Annotated in this window: 19 protein-coding genes and 3 pseudogenes; 14 read left to right on the top strand and 8 right to left on the bottom strand. The window is 58.6% G+C overall.

Annotation, left to right across the window (positions count from 1 at the left end; translation table 11 throughout):
- Positions 1-218 (bottom strand): annotated as a pseudogene (locus PMI09_RS22335) (mechanosensitive ion channel family protein); the annotation flags it as partial.
- A gap of 277 nt (positions 219-495) precedes the next feature.
- Here PMI09_RS22335 and PMI09_RS22330 point away from each other — a divergent pair.
- From PMI09_RS22330 to PMI09_RS22310, 5 genes and pseudogenes are all read left to right on the top strand, one after another.
- A complete protein-coding gene (locus PMI09_RS22330) occupies positions 496-1764 on the top strand; it encodes a metallophosphoesterase family protein (protein ID WP_007799765.1) in 1269 nt (422 codons plus the stop codon).
- The gene (locus PMI09_RS22325; protein ID WP_007799763.1) at positions 1765-5259 is read left to right on the top strand and encodes an AAA family ATPase; all 3495 of its coding nucleotides are present in this window, start codon (positions 1765-1767) and stop codon (positions 5257-5259) included.
- Between the two features lie 19 nt (positions 5260-5278).
- Positions 5279-5683, top strand: a pseudogene (locus tag PMI09_RS22320) (IS5 family transposase); the annotation flags it as partial.
- 174 nt (positions 5684-5857) lie between these two features.
- Positions 5858-6448, top strand: coding sequence for a helix-turn-helix domain-containing protein (locus PMI09_RS22315; RefSeq protein ID WP_007799759.1), 591 nt, complete (start codon positions 5858-5860; stop codon positions 6446-6448).
- Entirely contained in the window at positions 6441-7670 is a 1230-nt protein-coding gene (locus tag PMI09_RS22310) for a type II toxin-antitoxin system HipA family toxin (RefSeq protein WP_007799756.1), read from the top strand. Before PMI09_RS22315 ends, PMI09_RS22310 begins: the two co-directional genes overlap by 8 nt.
- Before the next feature lie 297 nt (positions 7671-7967).
- Here PMI09_RS22310 and PMI09_RS32860 read toward each other — a convergent pair whose 3' ends face one another.
- Positions 7968-8276 carry a hypothetical protein gene (locus PMI09_RS32860; protein WP_443216198.1) on the bottom strand — a complete coding sequence of 103 codons (309 nt, stop codon included), beginning with the start codon at positions 8274-8276 and terminating at the stop codon, positions 7968-7970.
- 293 nt (positions 8277-8569) lie between these two features.
- Here PMI09_RS32860 and PMI09_RS31790 point away from each other — a divergent pair, with 293 nt between their 5' ends.
- Positions 8570-8746 carry a hypothetical protein gene (locus PMI09_RS31790; protein ID WP_007799754.1) on the top strand — a complete coding sequence of 59 codons (177 nt, stop codon included), beginning with the start codon at positions 8570-8572 and terminating at the stop codon, positions 8744-8746.
- 188 nt (positions 8747-8934) lie between these two features.
- On the opposite strand, the gene PMI09_RS22295 is transcribed toward PMI09_RS31790, so the two are convergent.
- The gene (locus PMI09_RS22295) at positions 8935-9462 is read right to left on the bottom strand and encodes a YqhA family protein (RefSeq protein ID WP_007799751.1); all 528 of its coding nucleotides are present in this window, start codon (positions 9460-9462) and stop codon (positions 8935-8937) included.
- A 455-nt stretch (positions 9463-9917) separates the two neighbouring features.
- On the opposite strand from PMI09_RS22295, the gene PMI09_RS22290 reads away from it, so the two are divergent.
- From PMI09_RS22290 to arcA, 3 genes are all read left to right on the top strand, one after another.
- Positions 9918-11354: a basic amino acid/polyamine antiporter gene (locus PMI09_RS22290; protein ID WP_007799749.1), complete on the top strand. Its 1437-nt coding sequence runs from the start codon at positions 9918-9920 to the stop codon at positions 11352-11354.
- Between the two features lie 110 nt (positions 11355-11464).
- Positions 11465-12895 (top strand): basic amino acid/polyamine antiporter, encoded by a 1431-nt coding sequence (locus PMI09_RS22285; RefSeq protein WP_007799747.1) that lies wholly within the window; start codon positions 11465-11467, stop codon positions 12893-12895.
- A 14-nt stretch (positions 12896-12909) separates the two neighbouring features.
- A complete protein-coding gene (arcA, locus tag PMI09_RS22280; protein ID WP_007799745.1) occupies positions 12910-14166 on the top strand; it encodes an arginine deiminase in 1257 nt (418 codons plus the stop codon).
- Between the two features lie 262 nt (positions 14167-14428).
- Here the strand turns inward: arcA and PMI09_RS22275 are convergent, their stop codons facing one another.
- The 4 genes from PMI09_RS22275 to PMI09_RS22255 all read right to left on the bottom strand — a co-directional run bounded on the left by PMI09_RS22275 (position 14429) and on the right by PMI09_RS22255 (position 16788).
- A complete protein-coding gene (locus PMI09_RS22275) occupies positions 14429-14887 on the bottom strand; it encodes a pyridoxamine 5'-phosphate oxidase family protein (protein WP_007799742.1) in 459 nt (152 codons plus the stop codon).
- Positions 14888-15764: 877 nt separating this feature from the next.
- Entirely contained in the window at positions 15765-15959 is a 195-nt protein-coding gene (locus PMI09_RS22265; protein ID WP_007799737.1) for a CUE domain-containing protein, read from the bottom strand.
- Positions 15959-16126 (bottom strand): hypothetical protein, encoded by a 168-nt coding sequence (locus PMI09_RS31785; RefSeq protein ID WP_007799735.1) that lies wholly within the window; start codon positions 16124-16126, stop codon positions 15959-15961. Before PMI09_RS31785 ends, PMI09_RS22265 begins: the two co-directional genes overlap by 1 nt.
- A 224-nt stretch (positions 16127-16350) precedes the next feature.
- On the bottom strand, positions 16351-16788 hold the full coding sequence (locus PMI09_RS22255; RefSeq protein ID WP_007799733.1) for a CBS domain-containing protein: 438 nt from the start codon (positions 16786-16788) through the stop codon (positions 16351-16353).
- A 409-nt stretch (positions 16789-17197) separates the two neighbouring features.
- Between PMI09_RS22255 and PMI09_RS22250 the strand changes: the two genes are divergently transcribed.
- The 3 genes from PMI09_RS22250 (at position 17198) to PMI09_RS22240 (ending at position 19832) form a co-directional block, all read left to right on the top strand.
- Complete coding sequence (locus PMI09_RS22250; protein WP_081499101.1) at positions 17198-18112, top strand: ABC transporter substrate binding protein; 915 nt, start codon at positions 17198-17200, stop codon at positions 18110-18112.
- A 248-nt stretch (positions 18113-18360) separates the two neighbouring features.
- A complete protein-coding gene (locus PMI09_RS22245; protein ID WP_007799729.1) occupies positions 18361-19332 on the top strand; it encodes a CPBP family intramembrane glutamic endopeptidase in 972 nt (323 codons plus the stop codon).
- A 215-nt stretch (positions 19333-19547) separates the two neighbouring features.
- Positions 19548-19832: a hypothetical protein gene (locus PMI09_RS22240; RefSeq protein WP_007799727.1), complete on the top strand. Its 285-nt coding sequence runs from the start codon at positions 19548-19550 to the stop codon at positions 19830-19832.
- Positions 19833-20163: 331 nt separating this feature from the next.
- Here the strand turns inward: PMI09_RS22240 and PMI09_RS32300 are convergent.
- A pseudogene (locus PMI09_RS32300) lies at positions 20164-20363 on the bottom strand (hypothetical protein); the annotation flags it as partial.
- 178 nt (positions 20364-20541) lie between these two features.
- Between PMI09_RS32300 and PMI09_RS22235 the strand changes: the two are divergent.
- Positions 20542-21288, top strand: a complete 747-nt coding sequence (locus PMI09_RS22235; protein WP_037083793.1) for a GntR family transcriptional regulator — start codon at positions 20542-20544, stop codon at positions 21286-21288.
- 4 nt (positions 21289-21292) lie between these two features.
- A complete protein-coding gene (locus PMI09_RS22230; RefSeq protein ID WP_007799722.1) occupies positions 21293-22078 on the top strand; it encodes a transporter substrate-binding domain-containing protein in 786 nt (261 codons plus the stop codon).
- Positions 22079-22156 lie beyond the last annotated feature (78 nt).

Raw genomic sequence — 22156 nt, 5'->3', positions numbered from 1 at the left:
CGCAGCCGCCTCATGAAGGCGATGATGACGCGGAGCAGATCGGGGTTTCCTTTGATGGTGCGCGCGCGGGTCTCCAATGCTGGCTCTATCCGTTTTGCCAGGAAACCGCAAAACAGGTAACCCGCTGCAACCACGACGGCCTGATAGACCGTCCACTCGTTCAAAACGACGGTTTGCAGCCAATATCCGGTAGCATTGACCGTTTCTTGAAAATCCATCGCCTTTCTCGTCGAAATTTCCGCAGGAACACCCCGCGGGATCCAGTTCTCTCAAAACCGAATGCTCTGACATTATTGAAAACTCGAATGAGACAAGGATGGTTCCTGACCCCCGGCAAAGCCATGGGGACTGGGACGACGACCGGACACCGACGCTCGCCACGGTCGGGTTTGTGTCGAGCAACTATGCTGTGGAGAAGAGAACAAAACGCGAATATGTTCTGGCGCGAATCCCAGCGTTGCCTTATCAATCGGGCGCAATGGATGAGGTTCCCACTTGACCTATCGCTTCCTGCACACGGCTGACATTCACCTCGACTCGCCGTTGAGAACGCTCGCGCTGCGTAATCCCGAACTATCCGAGCTTATTGGATTAGCGACGAGGCGTGCGTTCGTACGGATCATCGATCTCTGCCTTGAAGAACGAGTCGACGCGCTTGTGCTGGCGGGCGATTTATATGACGGCGATCAGACGTCCATGAAGACGGCACGCTTCCTAGCGGAGCAGCTCCGTCGACTGCATGAGGCCGGGATCAGAACCTTCCTCATCCGGGGCAATCACGACGCCCTGTCGAAAATCACGACGGAACTGGTGATGCCCGACAGCGTGAAGGTTTTCGGAGCGGTTGCAGAAGTCGTAGCGATAGATCGTGCTCCTGGCGAGTTTCCGGTCGCAATTCACGGTCTCAGTTTCGCCAAGCCGCACGCGCCTGAAAGTCTGCTGCGGCACTACGCCATTCCGCTGCCCGATACGGTCAACATCGGTGTCATGCATACAAGCCTCGGCGGATCCGAGAAGCATGATCCTTATGCTCCATGCAGCGTCGCCGATCTTCAGCAGAGTGGTTTCCGCTATTGGGCGCTTGGCCACATTCACAAGCGGTCGATCGTAGAGGATCCATCATCAGCGATTGTCATGCCTGGCATGCCGCAGGGAAGGGACATCAATGAAGATGGTCCGAAATCCATCTCCCTGGTGACAATAAGGGACGACCGCTCCATCGAAATCGAGGAGCGTCAGACGTGCGTCGCCCAGTTCGAGAGGCTCGTCGTTAATGTCACTGGTGTCAACGAATGGAAGGACTTGGTCGAGAGAATTAATGTAGAACTGGAGCGGATGCGTGGAACAGTTTCCGCTGACCATCTGGTCGCACGCATCCATCTCACTGGAACCAGCGTGCTTTCCTGGCGGATGCGGCGGGATACGGACCTGCTACGGACCGAAATGGAGACGCGTGGATCGATCATTGGCAAGACGTGGATAGATAAGGTGCAGGTCGCAACTTCCCCAGCGGGGGACGCCGATGGCGTGTCGTCCGATGCACTCGCAGAGCTCGCAACAATTATCAAGCAGGAAGTCGACGGTTCGACGGGATACCGCGCCGAGTTGCGCGAGATCGCGGAGGAACTTAGAGGTCAATTACCCTCGGAGCTTCGCGACATCTTTGGGGCCGATCGGGACGCCTTCGAGAACATGCTGACCAACTTCGGCCGGGAGGGGTCGGCGAGCGTGCTGGCCCGCCTGAGAACGCGCGAGGCCGAGTAGATGCGCCTGAACCGCCTCGATCTCACCCGATATGGAAAGTTCACCGACGGGGTGCTCGATTTCGGCGACAAGCCGCTCGGGTCGCCTGACCTGCATGTCGTCTACGGCCCGAACGAAGCCGGCAAATCGACATCCCTGGACGCCATTCTCGATCTGATATTCGGGATAGGAACCACGAGCCGGTACGGCTTCCTGCATCCCTACCCGACAATGCGGATAGGCGCGAACGTCACCGTAGCGGGGATCGATCGGGAGTTTGTACGCATCAAGCGGCCCCAGAACAGCTTGCTTGACAGCGAGGATCGGCCTCTGGCGGAAACGCTCATCAAGGCTGACCTAGGCGGCATCGATCGCGACGCCTTCAGCACGATGTTTTCCTTGGACGACGAGACACTGGAGAAAGGCGGCGAGGGGATCCTGGCGAGCAAGGGCGATCTTGGCCAGCTTTTATTCTCGGCCAGCGCTGGTTTGTCTGAGCTCAGCCGGGAGCTGCTGTCGATCCGAACCGAAGCGGACGGCTTCTACAAGTACCGCGCGCGAAGCGGCGTGTTGTCTGACCTCAAAGCAAAGCTGATCTCGCTCAAGACCGAGCGTGAGGCGCTCGACGTGCAGGCAAGCGATTATGCTCGCCTCGTGGGCGAGAAGGTCTCATTCGCCCGACGTTACGACGAAGCTGTAGCCGAACGAGCCGGAACGCAGGGCCGCATAGACGAGATCAGACGTATCCTTGGGGCGCTCCCACCTATGACCCGTCTTGCTGCCGCCAAGGAACGCTTGGCCGCTCTTGTGGAGATGCCCGAGGCGCCGGAGAGCTGGGGGCGGGAACTGCCGGAACTCCGAAAGGCCGAGATCGAGTACGACGTAAAAAGTCGCGGCCTTGAGCGCGCGATTTTCGAACTCGAAGATCGGATAGTTGGTCTCGTCGTAGATGACGCAGCATTACGCATGTCGTCCCGCATGGACGAGCTTTCAAACTTGCGGGCGCGTTACATGACCGCGCAACTGGACATTCCAAGGATATCCGCAAAGGCCGCCGACCTCTCGATCGACGCGCTGCTCCTCCGGCTTGGCAAGCCGGGTGAAGCATCCCCTGCGAGATTGGTCCTCGATGCCGCCCATGTTGGAAAGCTACGCGGGCTGATCGGATCGAAGTCAGGGGTCGACGCCAATGCGGTCACTGCCTCGCAGGAGCTTGCCAAGGTCGCCCGCCTGTTGTGTGAACAGCGCGCGAACCTCGGCGGGTTTGCAGAACTCACGCCGGAAAAGATAAAGGCGTTCGAGCAGCTCGCGACGATGATAAGAACGATACCGCGCTCAGACGAAGAGTTGGGGCTGCGTTCTCTGATGAGACGCCGTGAACAGACCTCTGCCACCTTTACCCAAACCCTGGCCAGGCTCTTGCCTTGGCGCGGCTCGGGTGAAGAGCTTGCCGCGTTTGCGTGCCCGACGGGCTCCAAGATCGAGAGTTGGAAGAGCCGGCACAAGCAGGCAGAAGAAGTGGTACGCGCGTCGAACGTCGATCTCGACCGTCTGGAAGCTGAGGCGAGGAAGCTCGACGCCGAAACAGGTGCGGTTCGAGGGCAGGCAGGTGACATCGACGAGTCAGCCGCCTCTGCAGCGAGGGCAGAACGCAACGAAGCTTGGACGGCTCATCGAAACAGTCTGGACGCCGCCTCGGCCGACGCCTTCGAAGCCGCTATGAAGACGGACGACCATCTGACGTCACGGCGACTGCTGTATTTCGCCGAAGTAGGCAAGCTCCATCAGCTCGGCCATCGACGGGCCGCCGTCGGCGCGGAAATCGACACCTGTCGCAACCGACTGCAGCAAGCGTCGACCGAACTGGAGAAGATTAAGGCGGAGATCGGCGAGTACACGGCTTCTTTTGCCTCTGGCGCAGCCATGGAGCCGTCGGAGTTCTCGGAATGGCTCCAGCGCCGCGAGGACGCTTTAAGATCACATGGGGAAGTGCAAGCCATCGAGATGGAACTTGCAGAGACAAGAGACAGGCTGAACCGGTCAAGGCGTCTCTTGACCGACGCGATGAGACGAGCAGGAGTGTCCTTCGATCCGGACGCCGAAATGGGAGTGTTGATCGCCGCCTGCGAAAACGTGCTGGACGACTACAACGCGTACGATAGCACGGTGCAGCAGCTTGCCCGCCTCGAAAAGGAGGAGTCCGAGCGACGCGAGGCGGCGGACAAGGCGCAGGCGGCAGCGTCGAGCTGGGTTGCGACCTGGAAGTCGCTGTGCGGGGATTGCTGGCTGGACGAGCTGGACAGTGTTCCGGGACCGGAGTCGGTAACGGAAATCCTGGAGATTCTCGACCTATTGGCTACCGCGATCGATGCCAGGGAAGGATACCTTGACCGTATCCAGAAGATGGAAAAGGACCAGGCGCTATTCGAGGAGGATGTTCATCGCGTCTGCGGCATCCTCGGGATACCTTGCCACGGACCGCCGGGCGAACTCTTCCATGCGATCGCGGAACGGGTGAAGACGGCCGGCCTCGACCAAGATCGCCGAGAGAAGCTTCAGGAAGACCTCAAATCTCTGCGGGCGGAAGAACGCGCGCTGTCCTCGTCGCGTGAGGTGTCCGCCATCCGCCAACGTGCGATGCTGGATCATTTCCGGGTGACGACCCTCGACGAAGTCGAGTCCTCGTTGGAGATCGTGACCCAGCGGCGTGAGTTGCAAGATGCGATACTCGACCTCGAGCACCAGCTCGTCGAGATGACCGGCGCCTCGGACATACTGGCGGTCGAAAGCCTTTTATCCGCGAGCGATAGGACCGAGCTGGAAAGAGAGCTCGCTACGCTGAAACCGCTCGTCGAAGATCAAGAAGCCAGATGCCACGACCTCTATCATTCGAAATCCAAAGCCGAGGACGCGCTCGACGCCGTGGGAGGGGACTCCAAGGTCGCTGAAATCGAGGAGCAACGGCGCACCCTGCTGCTCGAGATCACGGAAAGCGCCGGGCGCTACATGGAGATTAGAGCCGGCGTGGCGGCGGCCGAACACGCACTTCGAATATACAGGGACAGGCATCGCAGCGGGATGATGGCGCGCGCGTCGTCGGCGTTCAGGACCATCAGCCGAGGCGCCTACGAGGGCGTCGCCGCTCAGCCGGGAAAGGACGCTGAAGTATTGATCGCCGTCGCGGCCGGTGGCGGATCGAAGGCGGCGAACGAGCTTTCGAAGGGCGCCCGTTTCCAGCTTTATCTCGCGCTGCGGGTGGCAGGTTACCACGAGTTCGTCACCAGTCGCGGCTCAGTGCCTTTTCTTGCCGACGACATTATGGAGACGTTTGATGACTTCCGCGCCGAGGAGGCCTTCAAATTATTCGCTGAGATGGCTCAGCACGGACAGGTGATTTACTTCACACATCACCGGCACTTGACGGAGATTGCCCGGAAGGTCTGCCCTACAGTGCGAGTCCATAATCTGGACGAGGTCGGTACGGGCAGGCGGTTGGAAGTCGTTGCGGCGGAATGACTGTCGTTTGGAGGCAGTCCTGGGCGTTCTGGACCGTCCGATTCTTGGGGACGAGCAGTGGGAGCGGATATCGGCGCACATCATTGGTGACGAGCGCACACGCGCATCGTCCGGCCGCGACAACCGCATGTTTGTGGAAACGGTGCGGTGGATTGTGCGTACCGGCTCGCCCTGGCGCGATCTGCCGGAGGTGTTCGGCGAAAACAGCGTCTTTTGCCGTTTCAGCCGTTGGAGCCATAAGGGCATCTGGCGGCGCATATTCACGACGATGTTAGGCGACCCGGACTTCGAATACCTGATCGTCGATTCCACCGTCATCCGCGCCCTCAGCATGCTGCTTGGGCAAAAAGGGGCTGAAGATCAGGCCCTTGGCCGCTCTCGCGGCGGCTTAAGCACTAAGATCCACATGGCCGTGCGTGGCCTCGAGGATGGCTATAGCAGCTGACGGGGAATCGTGGGTCCTAACACTGGAACATGATATATGATTGCATTAGTATTCTCGCATTGATACTGTGTTATATATCAACATTGCATCATCATGTGGAATTCGCTATATATTATCCTGTATGGTTCGCATAACGCGATACAGGATAATGATATGGCGTATAAAACGGAGCATATAACGCAGCGGCTGCGCGCCGCGCGCGAAGCACAGAAAATGAGCCAGCGCGAGCTGAGCGCACGATCGGGCCTGACGCAAAGCCATATTTCTCAGATAGAACGGGGCACCATGGAGCCCGGACTTGGCAGCCTAGTGGATGTGGCGCGCGCGCTCGACCTCGAGATCGTCCTTGCCCCGAAAAAACTGATGCCGGCGATACGCAACATCCTCGATAGCGCACCGGCATCGAGTGATGTTCCGACATCCAACCAGCGCAAGCTGGTGGGGCGCCTCGAGCGGTGGTTTGCGGAGCACAGGGGCGCGTTCGGTAGTGCTTCCGAGGCAGATACATTCAAAGATAGTCTCGCGCTCTTAAGGCATCTTCCTCTGTCGGCCGAGGAGATGGACACATTCAAAGAGGCGACTGCACGCCTCGACCGGTGGCTGGCTGATCCTCCGTCCCGTCAGGAACTGAGCAGGACCGCACATGCAGTAAGACACCTCCGCAACGCCGCGGTGCACCGCGACCGTGACGACGCGCTCCCTCGCTCGGCCTATGCGCTGGATGAGGAAGACGATAATGCCTAAGGTCACGGTCCTCGATGTCAGACTGTATGGGCAACCGATAGCGACCCTTACAAACCTGCAGGATGGGCGCACTATCTTCGCGTTCAACGATGCTTATATCGAAGACGAAAAGCGGCCGACGCTTAGCCTGTCTCTGAAAGACCCGTTCGGGGCGCCCATCACGAAGTTCAGGCCGTACAACATGGTGGTCCCGCCCTTCTTCTCGAACCTACTGCCGGAAGGACCGCTGCGCAAATACCTCGCTGGTCGTGCGGGTGTGAAGCCGTCGCGGGAATTCTTCCTGCTCTGGATGCTCGGCCGCGATCTGCCTGGGGCTGTGACGGTGCATTCCTCCGAAGGGGATGACGCGCCTCCGGATGACGAGCGGGCTATCGTCGAAGCTCGGCCGAGCGCGCTACGCTTTTCGTTGGCGGGTGTGCAGCTGAAATTCTCGGCCTTTAAGAACAACAAAAAGGGCGGGGGCTTGACCATTTCGGCCGAGGGCACCGGTGGCTCGTGGATCGTAAAGCTGCCCTCTCAGCAATATAGCGGCGTGCCCGAGAACGAGTTCGCGATGATGACTGTCGCCCGCATGATGGGCATGGACGTGCCCGAGATCCAGCTGGTTGATCTCGATGCCGTGAGCGGCCTGCCGCAGGGGGTGGGCGAGCTGCGCGGGCAGGCGCTGGCGATCAAGCGTTTTGACCGCACGCCGGAGGGACCGGTGCATATCGAGGATTTTGCGCAAGTCTTCGGCGTTTTTCCCGACCATAAATACGATAAGGGCAATTACCGGATGATCGGCCGCGTGCTGGGGATCGAAACCAGCACGGCCGACGTGGCGGAATTCATCCGGCGTCTAGTCTTCAGCACACTGGTCGGCAATGGCGACATGCACCTGAAGAACTGGTCGCTCATCTATCCTGATCGCCGCACCCCTGCGCTCTCGCCAGCGTATGACCTGTTGTCGACTATCCCATACATCGAGGGGGAAGATACGGCGGCGTTCAATTTCTCCCGGACAAAAAAGATGGCGGCGCTGTCGAAGGACGAGCTGGCGCATCTGGCTGCGAAAGCGGAGCTTTCCGAGAAGCTGGTGATCGACACCGCGCGCGAGGCGGTTGAACGTTTTAGGGCGGTATGGGACGCGGAAAAGAAGAACCTGCCGATGGCAGCCAAGGTCGCCGACACGATCGATGCACACGCACCGACGGTCGAGCTGTATCGCGAGTTCGCGAAGTAGTGCCTTGCGGCTCGGCATTCAACTTATCGAGCCTTGCAGTATATTCAAGGCGTTAGCCCATCTAAACAGGATGCCCAGTGGTTCGATTCCCTTCAAGGCGACGAAAAGGACAGACATCATGGTGGCGCGACAGAAGTTCGCGGAATTGACCGCCAGACTGACGGGACATCGTCGTCCATACTCTTTCTGATAATTTTGGTGATTAAGCGGACCATGTTGCGATGATCAGCCGCGCTCGCGAAGACATCGGCCAGATGATCGGCCAGAATCGATGGAGAATCCTTGTAAATTCATGAGCTACCGTGGAAAATTTGAGTTTGAATATCGGCCAAAATAGCCATGCGGATAGCCCGTATGTGTGAATAGGTGGTGGGTTTCATTACGATGAAGAGACCACCCACGGCGCTCGCCGCCTGTGGTAAAACCGATCGCTATTTGCGCCGTGCTGAGGCGATTGGTTCGACGGGCTTTTGCCGAAACCGATCCCGGAAATCGTTCGGTGAATATACGCGTGACGCATTGTCTATCGACACAACGAAAACGCCGGGCGCGAAGTCGGATCTCTGTAGCTTGATCCTGACATGGCAGATCGGCGATCTGGCGCATGTCGTGACTGTGAACGCGACCGCTGGACTGGCCGCAAGTGGGGCAATTGGAAGAGGTCGAAATCGACCGTGCCGAAATGACGACTGTCCCACCTTGGCGATCGACCTCCACGACCTCGAAATTCTCTGGAAGCAACGAGTTGAAAAATTCAAGCACGAGCAAATCACTGCATAGACTACGATTCCGAATCTATGACCGTATTCGCGCCATACGTGAATCCTCTTGCACCAAATATGCGGAAGAGCCCAATGCAGAAGATATCGTCGGGTCGCGATTCGTCGCCCGGAGGATCCATGCGCAAACAGACAAAGCCGTTCACCGTCGAAATCAAGCCGTCCCGAAAGCCAAAGTCTGGCAACCAGAAACCATCGATCTGGGGAACGCTGGATCTGAGAGCAACAGAAGAACTCCAGGTCACAACGATGCCGGACGAGGCGCCAACCGCCGTCGAGGACAGTGGCCGGTCTTGATCGATTGATTGGGTGATCGAGCCGCCCGCCGGACTTGCTCCTCCGATGAAAGCTCACAGCGATTGGCTCTGATGGCGCGTGCTCGATACGGATGTGTTTAAGCCGAGCAGGCGTGACGGCGAACCCGCAGTCCGTTTTCGCCAACAGTCCGTCATCCCGGCGCGATAAGGAATGACTGAAAGGCGACCTTAAGAACGTGATGTGACATCGCCGCTCGCCGCATCTGTCTTAACCGCGGCGGGACGCGGGTGCGAGGAAACGGTCGCGATTATTTTCATTGCTGCGGCCAATAAGACAATAGCGACAGGCAAGACCAGCGCGTTCCATTGCGGCATGGTATCGGCGGTCTCCGCAACCAACGTCACGAAGTGGACGACGAGATAGAGAATAATCATCTGAAAGAAAAGATTCTTAAGCTCGGCGATGCCTTCAATCACCATCCATTCCGGCAATTTCTTTCGCCAGGGCGAAGACGGGTCAATCACGAATCCTACCGTGATCGCGCAGCCGAAAATTACCAGCACGATACCGAACAACAGCTTGTCCGTACCCTGCAGGACTGCAGTAACGACGGCTTGGTCTGGATCAGTTCGGATGTAAGCGAACGCGTCCCAGATTGTGAGAAGGCCTTCCCAGAACATCAGGAAAGACGCCGCGATGACACCGACAGATGCCAGCGCCATCACGTAACGCAAACTCAATAGCACGGCGATCATGTCGTCTCGTCCCCGGAAAGCGGCTTACTCGCAGGTCAGTTTCGGAAAACGAAATCACTATTGGCTGTTGGCATTCAGTACCATTAACTCGGCATCCCTGTCCATTCCGCGTCGAGTGGTATCCTCGTCCAGAAAAATACGGCCGAGGCCTGTTGGGGCGGTAGCAGAGCAAAGGCCAACCGGCTGCGACTGATTGGAACACATGGTGCGGCGACACCTGATCTGAAGGATTGTCAAAGAACTGTCTGACAACGCATTTGATTTTTTTAGGTACCGCGCAATATGCATACACGCAGAAATAGAGCCTCAGGGCCTGGTTCGGCGACTGATGGATAAAATGGCTTTGCGAACGGCAACCAGGTGCGCAGTGGTCCCTCTGGTTGCCGCAACCGGCGCCGGCGCGGCTAGTCGCCAGTTGAAGGCGTTTTGCCCCTTGTGTTCTCATTGGAGCAAGCATGTCCAGTTCTTCTCATGAGACCAAGTTTTCCGCCTGGACACTGATGGGAATCGTGGTTGGTTCCATGGTCGGCGCGGGAATTTTCTCCCTGCCTCAAGCCTTCGGCAGAGCGACCGGACCGCTGGGCGCGATGATTGCTTGGACAATTGCCGGTGTCGGGATGCTGATGGTCGCTTTCGTGTTCCAAACCCTTTCAGAGCGGCGACCGGATCTTGACGCGGGTATATATGCTTACGCCAAGGAGGGATTTGGCAACTACGCCGGCTTCTTGTCGGCGCTCGGTTATTGGAGTGCTGCTCTTTTAGGGAACGTATCGTATTTTGTTCTCATAAAATCGACCCTCGGGTTGTTCTTTCCAATTTTCGGAGATGGAAATACGGTCATTGCAGTAGCGACCTCTTCATGCCTGCTCTGGGGAATGCACTGGCTCATTCTTCAAGGCATTCGCCAAGCTGCAGCTTTAAACGCTGTCGTAACAGCCGCAAAGCTCATTCCAATCATGGTTTTCATCGTCCTGGTGCTCCTCGCCTTCAAATGGGAGGCCTTCAGCAGCGGATTTTGGGGAAGTGGTGATCACACCTTTACTGCAATCGCTGAACAAGTGCGCAGCACCATGCTGGTCACAGTATTCGTCTTCGTCGGCATCGAGGGTGCAAGCGTTTATTCGCGATATGCCAAGAGCAGGTCAGACGTCGGGATCGCCACGGTAGGCGGATTTCTGCTTGTCTTGGGCTTGATGCTAGCCGTCACATTGCTGTCGTACGGCATATTATCGCCCGCTGAGCTTGGCCAACTTCGCAATCCCTCCATGGCAGGTGTCCTTGCAGCGGCAGTTGGCCCGTGGGGCGCCGTGTTCGTCAGCCTGGGGTTGATCATCTCTGTCGCTGGCGCATATCTCGCCTGGGTTCTGCTCGCCGCAGAGATTTTATACTCCGCGTCAAAATACGAGACGATGCCTCGTTTTCTTTCAAGAGAAAACAGTCGGGGGGTGCCTGCCAATGCGCTTTGGCTAACAAATATTCTGGTTCAGCTATTTCTTATCGTTACGCTTTTCACGCAATACGCCTTCACATTGGCGGTAGCGATGACGAGTTCAATGATATTGATCCCGTATTTTTTTGTTGCAGCCTATGGCGTCAAACTCAGTTGGAGTCAGATACCTTTCAAAGAAATAGCACGAAGGCCCAGTCGAACAGAATTTATGCAATCGTTGCTGGCACTGATCTACACGAGTGGTCTGATCTATGCAGCTGGCGCGAAGCATCTGCTTCTCACCACTCTTCTCTATTGTCCCGGTACGGTTCTTTTTGCCTTGGCGAGAAGGGAGCAACGCAAGGGAGTCTTTAACCGTTGGGAAAAGGCCGCTTTCGCTCTGCTATTTCTAAGTGCAGCCGCGGCTATATTCGAAATTGCAAACGGGGGAATTAGCATATAGCCTGAGACAACCCTTAAGGGCAAAACCGCGGCCCTGCAAAGGATGCAAAAGCCTTACATCAAACTGACAGCTGAACAGAGATAATGCTTGAACTGAGAGGTTTTTCTCAAATGGCAGACTCGCAGCAGAAGTTCTCACTATTCTCTCTCACCGCAATGGTGGTCGGCTCTATGGTAGGAGCCGGAATTTTCTCTCTGCCACGTACCTTTGGTATGGCAACGGGTCCTTTCGGCGCGATCATCGCCTGGTGCATTGCCGGTGGTGGCATGTACATGCTGGCGCGTGTTTTCCAGGCACTTGCCGAACGCAAGCCCGACCTTGATGCTGGCGTTTATGCCTATGCCAAGGAAGGCTTCGGCGACTATCCGGGCTTTCTCTCAGCCTTCGGCTACTGGATTGGCAGCTGCATCGGCAACGTCTCCTACTGGGTCCTGATCAAATCAACACTCGGCGGCTTCTTCCCGGTCTTCGGCGACGGCAACACGGTGGTCGCGATCGCCGTCGCGTCGATTGGTATCTGGCTGTTCCACTTCATGATCCTGAAGGGCATTCAGCAGGCGGCCCTCATCAACACTGTTGTGACGGTCGCAAAAGTTGTGCCGATCATCGCCTTCATCATCATCCTCTTCGTCTTTTTCAAGCTTGACCTGTTCCGGCTGAACTTCTGGGGTGGCGAAGGCATGCCCGAAGCCTCGCTCCTGGAGCAGGTTCGGGCGACGATGCTGGCAACCGTGTTCGTCTTCATCGGTATCGAGGGCGCCAGCAACTACTCCCGTTACGCGCAGACGCGCGCCGACGTCGGCACGGCCACGATCATGGGTTTCATCGGCGTGTCTGCGCTGATGGTCCTCGTTACGCTGCTGCCCTATGCTGTGCTCCAGCGCCCCGAGATCGCCGCTATGGGCCAACCCTCGATGGCGGGCGTGCTTTCCGCCGTGGTCGGCCCCTGGGGTGCGGTTTTTATCAGCGTCGGCGTCATCGTTTCGGTGCTGGGTGCCTATCTTGCCTGGTCGCTGGTGTGCGCCGAAGTGCTGTACATCGCCGCACGCACGAACGACATGCCCCGTCTGTTTGGCACGGAAAACCAAAACAAGGTTCCAGCGGCGGCCCTTTGGCTGACCAATGGCATCGTCCAGCTTTTCGTCATCAGCACCTACTGGTCCCGGGATGCCTTCGCGCTCATGCTGAACCTGACCAGCGCCATGTCGCTAATCCCGTATCTTTTTGTAGCCGCATTCGGCTTTCTGTTGGCGAAGCGGCGACTGACCTATGACGTCAGGCCGGCGGAACGCAACCGGGATCTTATCATCGCGAGCATTGCCGCCATCTACACGATCTTCATGATCGTTGCAGGCGGCATGAAGTTCGTACTGCTATCGGCTCTTCTCTATGCGCCCGGGACAGTTCTCTACTTCTGGGCGCGGCGGGAGCAGGGCAAGCAGATCTTCAACACGGCCGTAGACTGGGTAATCTTCGCCGCAGCCGTCATAGGTTGCATTGTCGCGATCATTGCTTTGGCCACTGGATACCTGACAATCTGAAAAGGAGGAAAGGCATGTCTTCTGCAAGTTCCACCCCTCAGGCACTTGGCGTCCATTCCGAAGTTGGGCAGTTGCGCAAGGTGCTGGTGTGCGCTCCCGGGCGTGCCCACCAGCGGCTGACACCGACCAATTGCGACGCGCTGCTGTTTGACGATGTGCTCTGGGTCGACAATGCCAAGCGCGACCATTTCGACTTCATGAATAAGATGCGCGACCGCGGTATCGAGGTCGTGGAAATGCACAATCTCCTGGCCCAGACAGTCGCCGTGCCCGAAGCCAAGAAGTGGATTCTCGACCAACAGGTCGCCCCCAACCAGATTGGTCTCGGCCTGCTCGACGAAGTGCGCTCCTATCTCGAAGGGCTGTCTGACCGTGATCTTGCCGAAACGCTGATCGGCGGTCTCTCGACCTACGAGTTCCCCGAGGCAATCGGTGGCGAGCAGCTGGCTCTTATTCGCGATGCAGCCGGCGTCAATGAATACCTGCTGCCGCCGCTACCGAACACGCTCTACACGCGTGACACGACCTGCTGGATCTACGGCGGCGTCACGCTGAACGCGCTCTACTGGCCCGCGCGTCACGAAGAAACCATCCTCACCACCGCAATTTACAAGTTCCATCCGGATTTCGCCGGCAAAGTCAACGTCTGGTGGGGCGATCCGACCAAGGACTGGGGCCTTGCCACGCTCGAAGGTGGCGACGTTATGCCCATTGGCAAAGGCAACGTCCTGATCGGCATGAGCGAGCGCACGTCGCGCCAGGCGATCAGCCAGGTCGCGGCCGCGCTGTTCGAGAAGGGGGCTGCCGAGCGCGTGATCGTCGCCGCCATGCCGAAGCTGCGCGCCGCCATGCATCTCGACACTGTGTTTACCTTCGCAGACCGAGACTGCGTGCTGCTCTATCCCGATATTGTCAATGGCATCGATGCCTTTTCTTACCGGCCGGACGGCAAGGGCGGTGTCGAACTGCACAAGGACAAGGGTAGCTTTGTCGAGACGGTACGTGACGCCCTGGGACTCAAAAAGCTGCGGGTCGTCGAAACGGGTGGCAACGACTATGTGCGCGAGCGCACCCAGTGGGACAGCGGCGCCAATCTCGTCTGCGCCGCACCGGGCGTCGTCTATGCCTATGACCGCAACACCTATACGAACACCTTGCTTCGCAAGGAAGGCATCGAGGTCATCACCATTACTGGCGCTGAGCTCGGACGCGGACGTGGCGGCGGCCATTGCATGACATGCCCCATTATCAGAGACCCCGTCGATTATTGACGAACCGAAGTCTTGCCCAATGGCATAGGTGGCAAGCCGGTGAAGGCGTCAACAATCGTGTAGCATGAGTGAAACTGGGCGCGAGCCCTGAGCAGCTCTGGCGTATTGCCGATCCTTGCGCATCGCCGAACGTCACTACCGGCCTGTGTTCGCCTGGGACCGTGACTGGAAATTCGGCGGTGGTGGTTGAGGTTCGACAATCTCGCCGTCGGCCAGAGGAGTTCAACAGGCGCCCGGCCCGGTTGCTTCGCCCAGGTGGGTTCTATTCCAATTGCGTGGCAATCCGGCCGGAGACGTCGTTCAAATAGATGCCGTAGAAGAGATGGGCGGGAACACTCGCCGGAGGAGCCTCGTTCGGCCTCAGCGATCCGATCTCCCACCAGTTCAGATGCTTTTCCAGCAAGGACCAGGCATGAAGGCGTTCCTCATGCCAGGCCTCGTCGTCCGGCAGTTCCTGAAACCTGCCATTGAGCACCACGCTTTTCCAACTTCCCTTTGACGGCCATTCCTCGACCTGAAGACAGACGTTCGGGTTTCGGCGCATCCATTCGACTTTGCGTCCTGGCATCGAGAAGCTATAGGCTACTCTTGCGTAAAACGCGAAGTAGATGGGGACGAGGTACGGTTGCCCTTCGTGGCAACAGGCCAGATGCCCGTAGTGCGCGCCTTCGAGCATTTCCAGGCATTCTGCGTGAGTCATGTTTCTGAGTGTCATTGACATATTTGTTGCTCCCCTTCCTCAAAGACGGTCCTGGATCGCCACAAGTAGAAATTGATGCGCCTCGTCGCTGCCCGACCGGCACAAGAGTACGCTGGTGACCCGCTGCGATCATTGCGATGAGAACCAGAAATAGCGCGTGGTCGAAGACGAACCAGCGCAGTCATTTGGTAGCAGTCTTGGTGTGTGCCCGAGTAGGACGGGCGCGCATAGGTGGTGCAAAACGTCAGGCGGACAGGAGGCCCCTTGCAAGATGATCTGTCCCTCGCGCCTCCAACTGCAGGTGCCCGTCGGGACAGCACAAATTCTTCGGCAACACGGCGACCCATGCGACGTCAGGCAGGCCGCCGATCACAAAGCACAGCGAGGATCAAACTGGCTAGCGGTGGCCTCGGACTGACGCGGATTCCGATCTGCTTCGCTGACCATTGGCCTTCTCCTATGGGCTCGTGGCTCGTTTTGAGCCCTGGTTCTCGACGGTTGCAGGTTAAGCCCTGCGCCTACCGTCTCGGTTCCCGATATCTTGTCGGCTTCATCCGGCTCCACCTGCTTCATCCTTGAACCCACCCCGTTTTCGGCCGCGAAGTTCGACTGCTCATCCCTGTCAGTCAGTCTCGCGGCAGCTGCCCTAGAAGCAATCCGTTGCCGGCACGGTTCCCGCAGCCGGAGCATTTTAGTCTCCTGGCCAAAGTGGCAAGGGTTATGTGTTTGCCTATCCGCCTGCCAAGCTCCCATCGATCGAGCGGCGTGCTCTTCAGGCATAAAGGACAGGCGGCCACGAGCACGAACATTTCCGGTAATGACCCGAGTGTTTCGCGATCTAGATTGACGGCATAGTCTACAGGCGACGCCAGATTGATGCCGCGGCGGTGACGCATGTCTATTTCCGTTCGAACTCCGGTTTCCAGCCACGTGTCATGCCACGGCTGATGACGCCCTCAGTCAAGGCGAGCTGGTGACGCAGATGTCTGATGTCCTCGAGCAGCGTCGCAATGGTCGCATTTACGTCGCCGTCGTGCCAAGCGAGCGCCGCCTGCACTTCGAAGTCGACGTCTTCCTTTGTCATGGGCAGCATCAGTGCAGGTCCAGGCTGAGTTGCTGACCTTTGATCGAAGGCAGCGGGCGGCCGATGTCGATCTTGCCAAAAACGCGCTTACGGCGTTCGGCATCGCGTTCACGTTCCGCGCGGCTGGCAGCAACAACTGCCAAAGCGTTTGCAATAACCTGTTCGGTATGGCTCATGAGAACCTCCATTGAATGTTCTTATTTTGTTCTCATTTGGTCGCCAGGTCAAGCCGGTAGCGTCGTTTCCGGTTGGCATTTGGACGCATGACAAAAAGAGCTGTGCCAGGCGTCCTTATGTGCGTCATTGCAGCGGCCTTGCGCCCAAAGGCAATGGTGCAAGCATTGGGTAAGCAGATGGCCGCGGGCCTGCCGGCAGTTTTGCTATGGTGCCACGCGGACCGTCAGTGGGCTGTCTGTGAATGTGCACCGCCGCGTTGCGAGATGCCGCTCAGTGCCCTGCCTGTTTCCATGGTCTCGCCCTTCATAGCCAGATCGCCTAGCGAGATGATGCCGACGAGCCGCTTGCTTCGGTTCAGTACCGGCAAGCGCCGCACTCGAAGATCGCCCATGCTGTGAAGGACATCTTCGATATCTTCGTCATCGAAGCAGTATTTGACATCGGTGCTCATCACGTCACGCACCTTTGCGTCCGGCCCTTTACCCTCTGCCACGCCACGAATGGCGATGTCGCGATCGGTGATCATGCCGACCAGCCGGTCATTGTCACCCACCGGGAGAACGCCGGCATCGAGACGTCCCATCATTAAGGCGACATCCTGCAATGTCTGCTCCGGATCGGTGATCTGAACATCCGTGGTCATGCAATTGCTGACTTTCATGGTAGTAACCTCCCTCACGTTGTCCGCGCCAAGTAGCGCGAGATAAAAGAATCAACGCGCACCGATCGGAAACGTTCCTGCCAAGAGCCCTATAGACTGATCGCGTAACGCTTGCTTCAAATCGCCCACTTGTGGAGGTTTCAGACCAGGTCTGTTCGGAGCGGCTCGAGCTAGCCATGGCTCGTGGTGCCGTTAGGTTAGAGGCTCACGTAGCGCCCGATGCGGTGAACTTCTATTTCAAAATTGGCGGGGAAATGGTCGATGCACACCAACCTAATCCGGTTATGGCGAGAACCTTGCGATGACCGCTCCGGGCCGAAAGCTGCTGTCGGCGGGATCAGACCGCTCCGTCGGCTGCTTGCAATGCAGACCCTGAACTCGGAAGATTGCTGCCCACAGGCGTCGCATCATGGAGGACACAATGCAGCCTCACCTCCCTGTACGGATTGGAGTGCTTCTACCTGTGCCCGGCAATGATCAATTCCTGGCATCGTTGCGGGATGGTCTGCGGGACGTTGGCTGGTTCGACGAGGGTGCCTTTCCCCTCGAAGTCCGTCAGGCAGATGGGACGGTCGCGGCGTTCCGGCGTCTCGGCAGCGAGCTAGCCGCGCTTCCAATCGATGTGGTGGTCACCGCTTCGACGGCCGCGGCAACCGCCCTTGCGCAGGTGATGACGACCACACCGATCGTCTTTGTCGGCACCTTCGATCCGGTCGCGGCGGGCCTCGTCGCCAGCTTGGATCACCCGGGCCGGAATCTGACAGGAATTGCTGGATTTCAGGCCGATATCGCGGCCAAATGGGTGTCCCACCTCAAGGAGATCGCCCCAGGTATCACTCGTCTGGCGATCTTCTCCAATCCGGCCTCGGTCTCGCCTGCCGCGCTTGCCGGGTGGAAGGCCGTCGCGTCTCAGAGCGCGGAAATCGGCGAGGTCCACGTCGATACCGTGAACGATATCGAACGTGCCGCTGCCGACGTTGCAGGAGATACCCGCGCCGGCATGATTGTGGTGCCCCACACGTTTCCCTTTGCGAACCGCAAAGCGGTGGTGGAAGCGATGGCGAAGCACGGGGTGCCAGCCATATACGGCATCGCCGAAATGGTCAGGAGCGGCGGGCTGGTCAGCTACGGGCAGGATCTCGGCACCCAATGGCGCATGTCCGCCGTGTACATCGACAAAATCGTGCGGGGAGCAAGGCCCGGCGATCTGCCCGTTCAGTACGCGGCACAGTACGCCCTGGCGATCAATAAGGGGGCTGCGACTGCACTAGGACTCGTCGTTCCAAAAGCCATGATCGAGCGAGCTGATGAAGTTGTCGAATAAGGAAGCGAAAACGCTGAAGGACAGCTTTCGGCTCGCGAGCGGTCCTCCACCAAGCTAATTTGAGCGTCCGAGTTGGGCCCGAAAGCGGACATTACGCTTTGGCCCCGTGTGGATGGTCTCAGCTAACAGAGATCCACGACGATCAAAAGCCCGCGACGGCCAAGGCTGTGTGAGAATCGATCGATCCACTCTGATTGGCGGGTCGGTATGGATCATGCAGTCCCTATGCGGGGGCTGATCTGAGATTGATGCTGCGGATTGGTCGGGTGCTGGTAAACTTCCATTCGCTCTGCACCGAGGGCTACGCCGCGCTCCAGCAACTGGTCGACATCGCTTTCTGCGGCTGGGCCGTTAATTCCGAGTGCTGCCGCCGAGGAACCGACATGACCTCCATCCGCAGGCTTATCAGCCGCTACCCGCTCATTGCGTTTTTCGCCATCGCTTACATCCTGACCTGGCTCGGCTGGACCCTGCCGGCGCGGATCTATGCCGGCACGCTCCTCTCCGGCGCGTTCGCCTTGCCTTTCCTCCTCATGGTGCCCGGTCCGCTTTACGCGGCTCTGATTGTGACCGCGATCACCGGAGGCAAGCCCGGCGTCGTCGCGCTCCTTAAGAAGTTCACCATCTGGCGGGTGGGCTGGGGATGGATTGCCGTCGCCCTGCTCACGGCGCCGGTGATCGGCGTGACGCCCGCTTATCTGAACATGGTCTTCGGCGGGCCGAACCCCACGGCAGCGTTGATCGCTTCAGCGCCGCCCATGCTGATGATGTTCGCCATCCGCCTCGTCAATCCCCTCGACGGACCGATGCAGGAAGAACTCGGCTGGCGTGGCGTCGCCCTCCCGCGTCTGCAGGAACGGCACTTGCCGCTCGTCGCGAGCGCCATCCTCGGCGTGCTGGTTGTCATCTGGCACGTGCCGCTGGTCCTCCTCGACATGCTGCCTTCCTATGCGCTGTTTGGGACCTTCGCCTTCACGATCGTGTTCGGCTGGCTCTTCAACAACACCAAGGGCAGCGTGCTCATCACCTTGATCGCCCATGCCGCAGACGGCCTGGTCATCACCGGCAATCTCGGCCTGAATGCGATCGACAGCGAACGCCACATCATGCTGCTGGTCGCGACGTGGTGTGTGACTGCGCTGGTCGTTGTTATCCTCTATGGGCCGACGCTTACCCGCAAACCAATACCCACGTGCCCCGGAAATCAACCTAGAGCGTAGTCCGTTCCTGGCGCATTCCGGCCACTCTTCGCCTTCCAGAGGCGCTGGTGGCATTTGCTGCCTAATACCGCGCTTTTGATCCGGAACGCCGCGCCATCCTTCTCGTCGCCGGCGACAAGTCCGGGGTCAGCCAGGCGCGGTTCTATAAAGTGATGATTGCGAAAGCCGATCGAAGGTTTACGTCGAGCATCTCGACGCAATGAAGGAGAAAAAGCATGGCTAGAACATCGGATGACGTTCTTCAGGATCTCCCGGCCGAGCGTCGCGAGCGTCTCGAACGCCTTGGCAACGAGCGTCTGGAGGAATACAGGACGCTTCAGGACCTGCGCAAAGCCCGGGATTTGACTCAGGTCCGCATGGCTGAAACGCTTGGCGTAAAGCAGAAAACTCGCGGCTGGAAAAGCGAAGCGATCTGCTCTTGTCGACCTTGCGCTGCGACGTCTGAGCCATGGGCGCTACGTTGGAACTCGTCGCCCGGTTTCCAGACCGAGAACCGGTGATATTGTCGTCCTTGTTTGACGATGACGCCGAACCGGCATCGAAGCAAAGCACGCCGAGATCTCGCGCGAAGAAGCACCGTTCCACAGCCTGAGCTCGATCGCCGTCGTCTCTGACTTGAGTGCTCAGGGGCGTCTTCGTTGGTGGAAACTGCGGACCAAGCGCTTCTATGATGCCAAGGCGAAGGGCCGTGACTGCATCGCAGTCGATGATGAGCAGGCAACGGCGGCGTGATCGGTTGCCCATAACGACACTCGTTCGCGGATGCGTGATCCAGGTCGCATTGGATTTGCCAAAGGCATGCTTCTCGGACGCCGAGCCGTCGGGCTTGATTTAGGCCCACCGGCCTACGCGCAGGGGGGAGAGGGGCTTTTCAAAGCCAGACGCCGTGGTGAGATTGATCCGAAAGCGGTCGCGCCGACGACGGTGTTTGCGCGCCATCTCCGCGATCGCCGGCCGAGCTGCTTTTGAGTGTAGCGCTCATCGATCTGAACTGAGGAGGCGAGACTGGCACGAAATGAATGCGTCAGAAAGCTTCCATTGTTGGTGTCCTTCGGCTGTGTCGCGCATAACGGAGCGAAAAGTTCAAAATTTTGGCTGCGGCCCAACACATATGACTATGATCTAGGCGAATGCGCCCCAACACTTCTGTAATGAGTTGATATTATTTAATTTCATTAGACTGGCATGCACCTTGCTTACCCGTCTTGTATGCAAGATCGCCATACAGCTGAGACCACGCAGAACAACATCGAAGAGGCCATCATCTCGGGCATTCTATCCGCCCGGATCAGGCCCGGCACGCGGCTGAGCGAAAACCAGCTGGCGTCGGTCTTCGGCGTGTCCCGAACCCGGGTGCGGGAGGCGATGATGCGGCTCGAAACGCGTGGCATCGTCACCGTAAGCCCTCGACGGGGCTGGTTCGTGGTCGAGCCGTCCGCCGAAGAGGCGATGACTGTCTATGAAGCAAGGCGCGCCATCGAGTCGGGCCTGCTGCGTGGCATGCGCGCGCTCACGGACGAGGGGCGCAAGGTTCTTATTGCCCATTTGGACGAGGAAAAGGCTGCGATGGCCGCCGGCGACCGCCAGCGCCTCACCTGCCTCATGGGTGATTTCCATATCCGCATTGCCGAACTGGCCGGCAACGCGATCCTTGTCGAAATCCTGCGCGACCTCACCGCCCGCACGATCCTCATCTCGATGCTCTACCAGTCGGAGTTTCACGCCGGGCAGTCCCATGAGGGACACTGCCGTATTTTCGAAGCGATGGAGGCCGGCGATTTCGTCAGGGCCGCCGAGCTCTCCGTCGAACATCTGGACGAGGTGGAGACCGGCCTGGATCTCACGACGCGCCCCGACCCTCTCGCCGAACTGCGCAACTCCCTGTCGCTCCCTCCCAGGACCGTGCCCGCCCAATCGTCGGGCACACGAAAAAACGCAACCTCAAAGGAGAAATGAACACATGCTGACAAGAAGAACATTCTTTGCAATCGCAACGCTCGCAGCCGCCGTCGGCTTCGGTTCCGCGTCCCATGCCGATGCGCTCGCCGACATCACCGCGCGTGGCACGCTGCGCGTCGCCGTGCCGCAGGATTTCCCGCCTTTCGGCAGCGTCGGCACCGACATGGCGCCGATGGGCTACGACATCGACGTGGCCAACCTGATCGCCGAAAAGCTCGGTGTTAAGACCGAACTCGTGCCAGTCACCAGCGCCAACCGCATTCCCTACCTGCAGACGAACAAGGTCGATCTCGTCATTTCCAGTCTTGGCAAGAATCCGGACCGTGAAAAGGTCATCGATTTCTCGGCAGCCTATGCTCCGTTCTTCAACGGCGTGTTCGCGCCCGGCGAACTTTCCGTCGCCAAGGTGGAAGACCTTTCCGGCAAGACCGTCGGTGTCACCCGCGGCGCAGTCGAAGACCTCGAGCTGACGAAGATCGCGCCGGCCGATACCACGATCAAGCGCTACGAGGACAACAACGGCACGATCTCCGCCTTCCTCTCCGGTCAGGTCGAGACCGTTGCGACCGGCAACGTCGTTGCCGCCGCCATCCTTGCCAAGAACCCGCCGAAGCGCCCGGAACTGAAGTTCCTCATCAAGAACTCCCCCTGCTACATCGGCCTCAGCAAGGAGCAGCCGGCGCTTCTGGAAAAGGTGAACGGCATCATCGCCACCGCCAAGGCCGATGGCACGCTGAACGCCATCGCCCAGAAGTGGCTCGGTACCGACCTCCCGAAGGACCTCTAAGGAAACCGCGCTTTCAGGGTCATCCCGCGCCAGACGCGGGATGACCCAGGTCACCGCCGGTATCGAAGAGAGGGAGAA

Source organism: Rhizobium sp. CF122, from assembly GCF_000282035.1.
Classification (GTDB): Bacteria; Pseudomonadota; Alphaproteobacteria; order Rhizobiales; family Rhizobiaceae; genus Rhizobium.
This window is presented reverse-complemented; position numbering and strand designations above follow the sequence as displayed.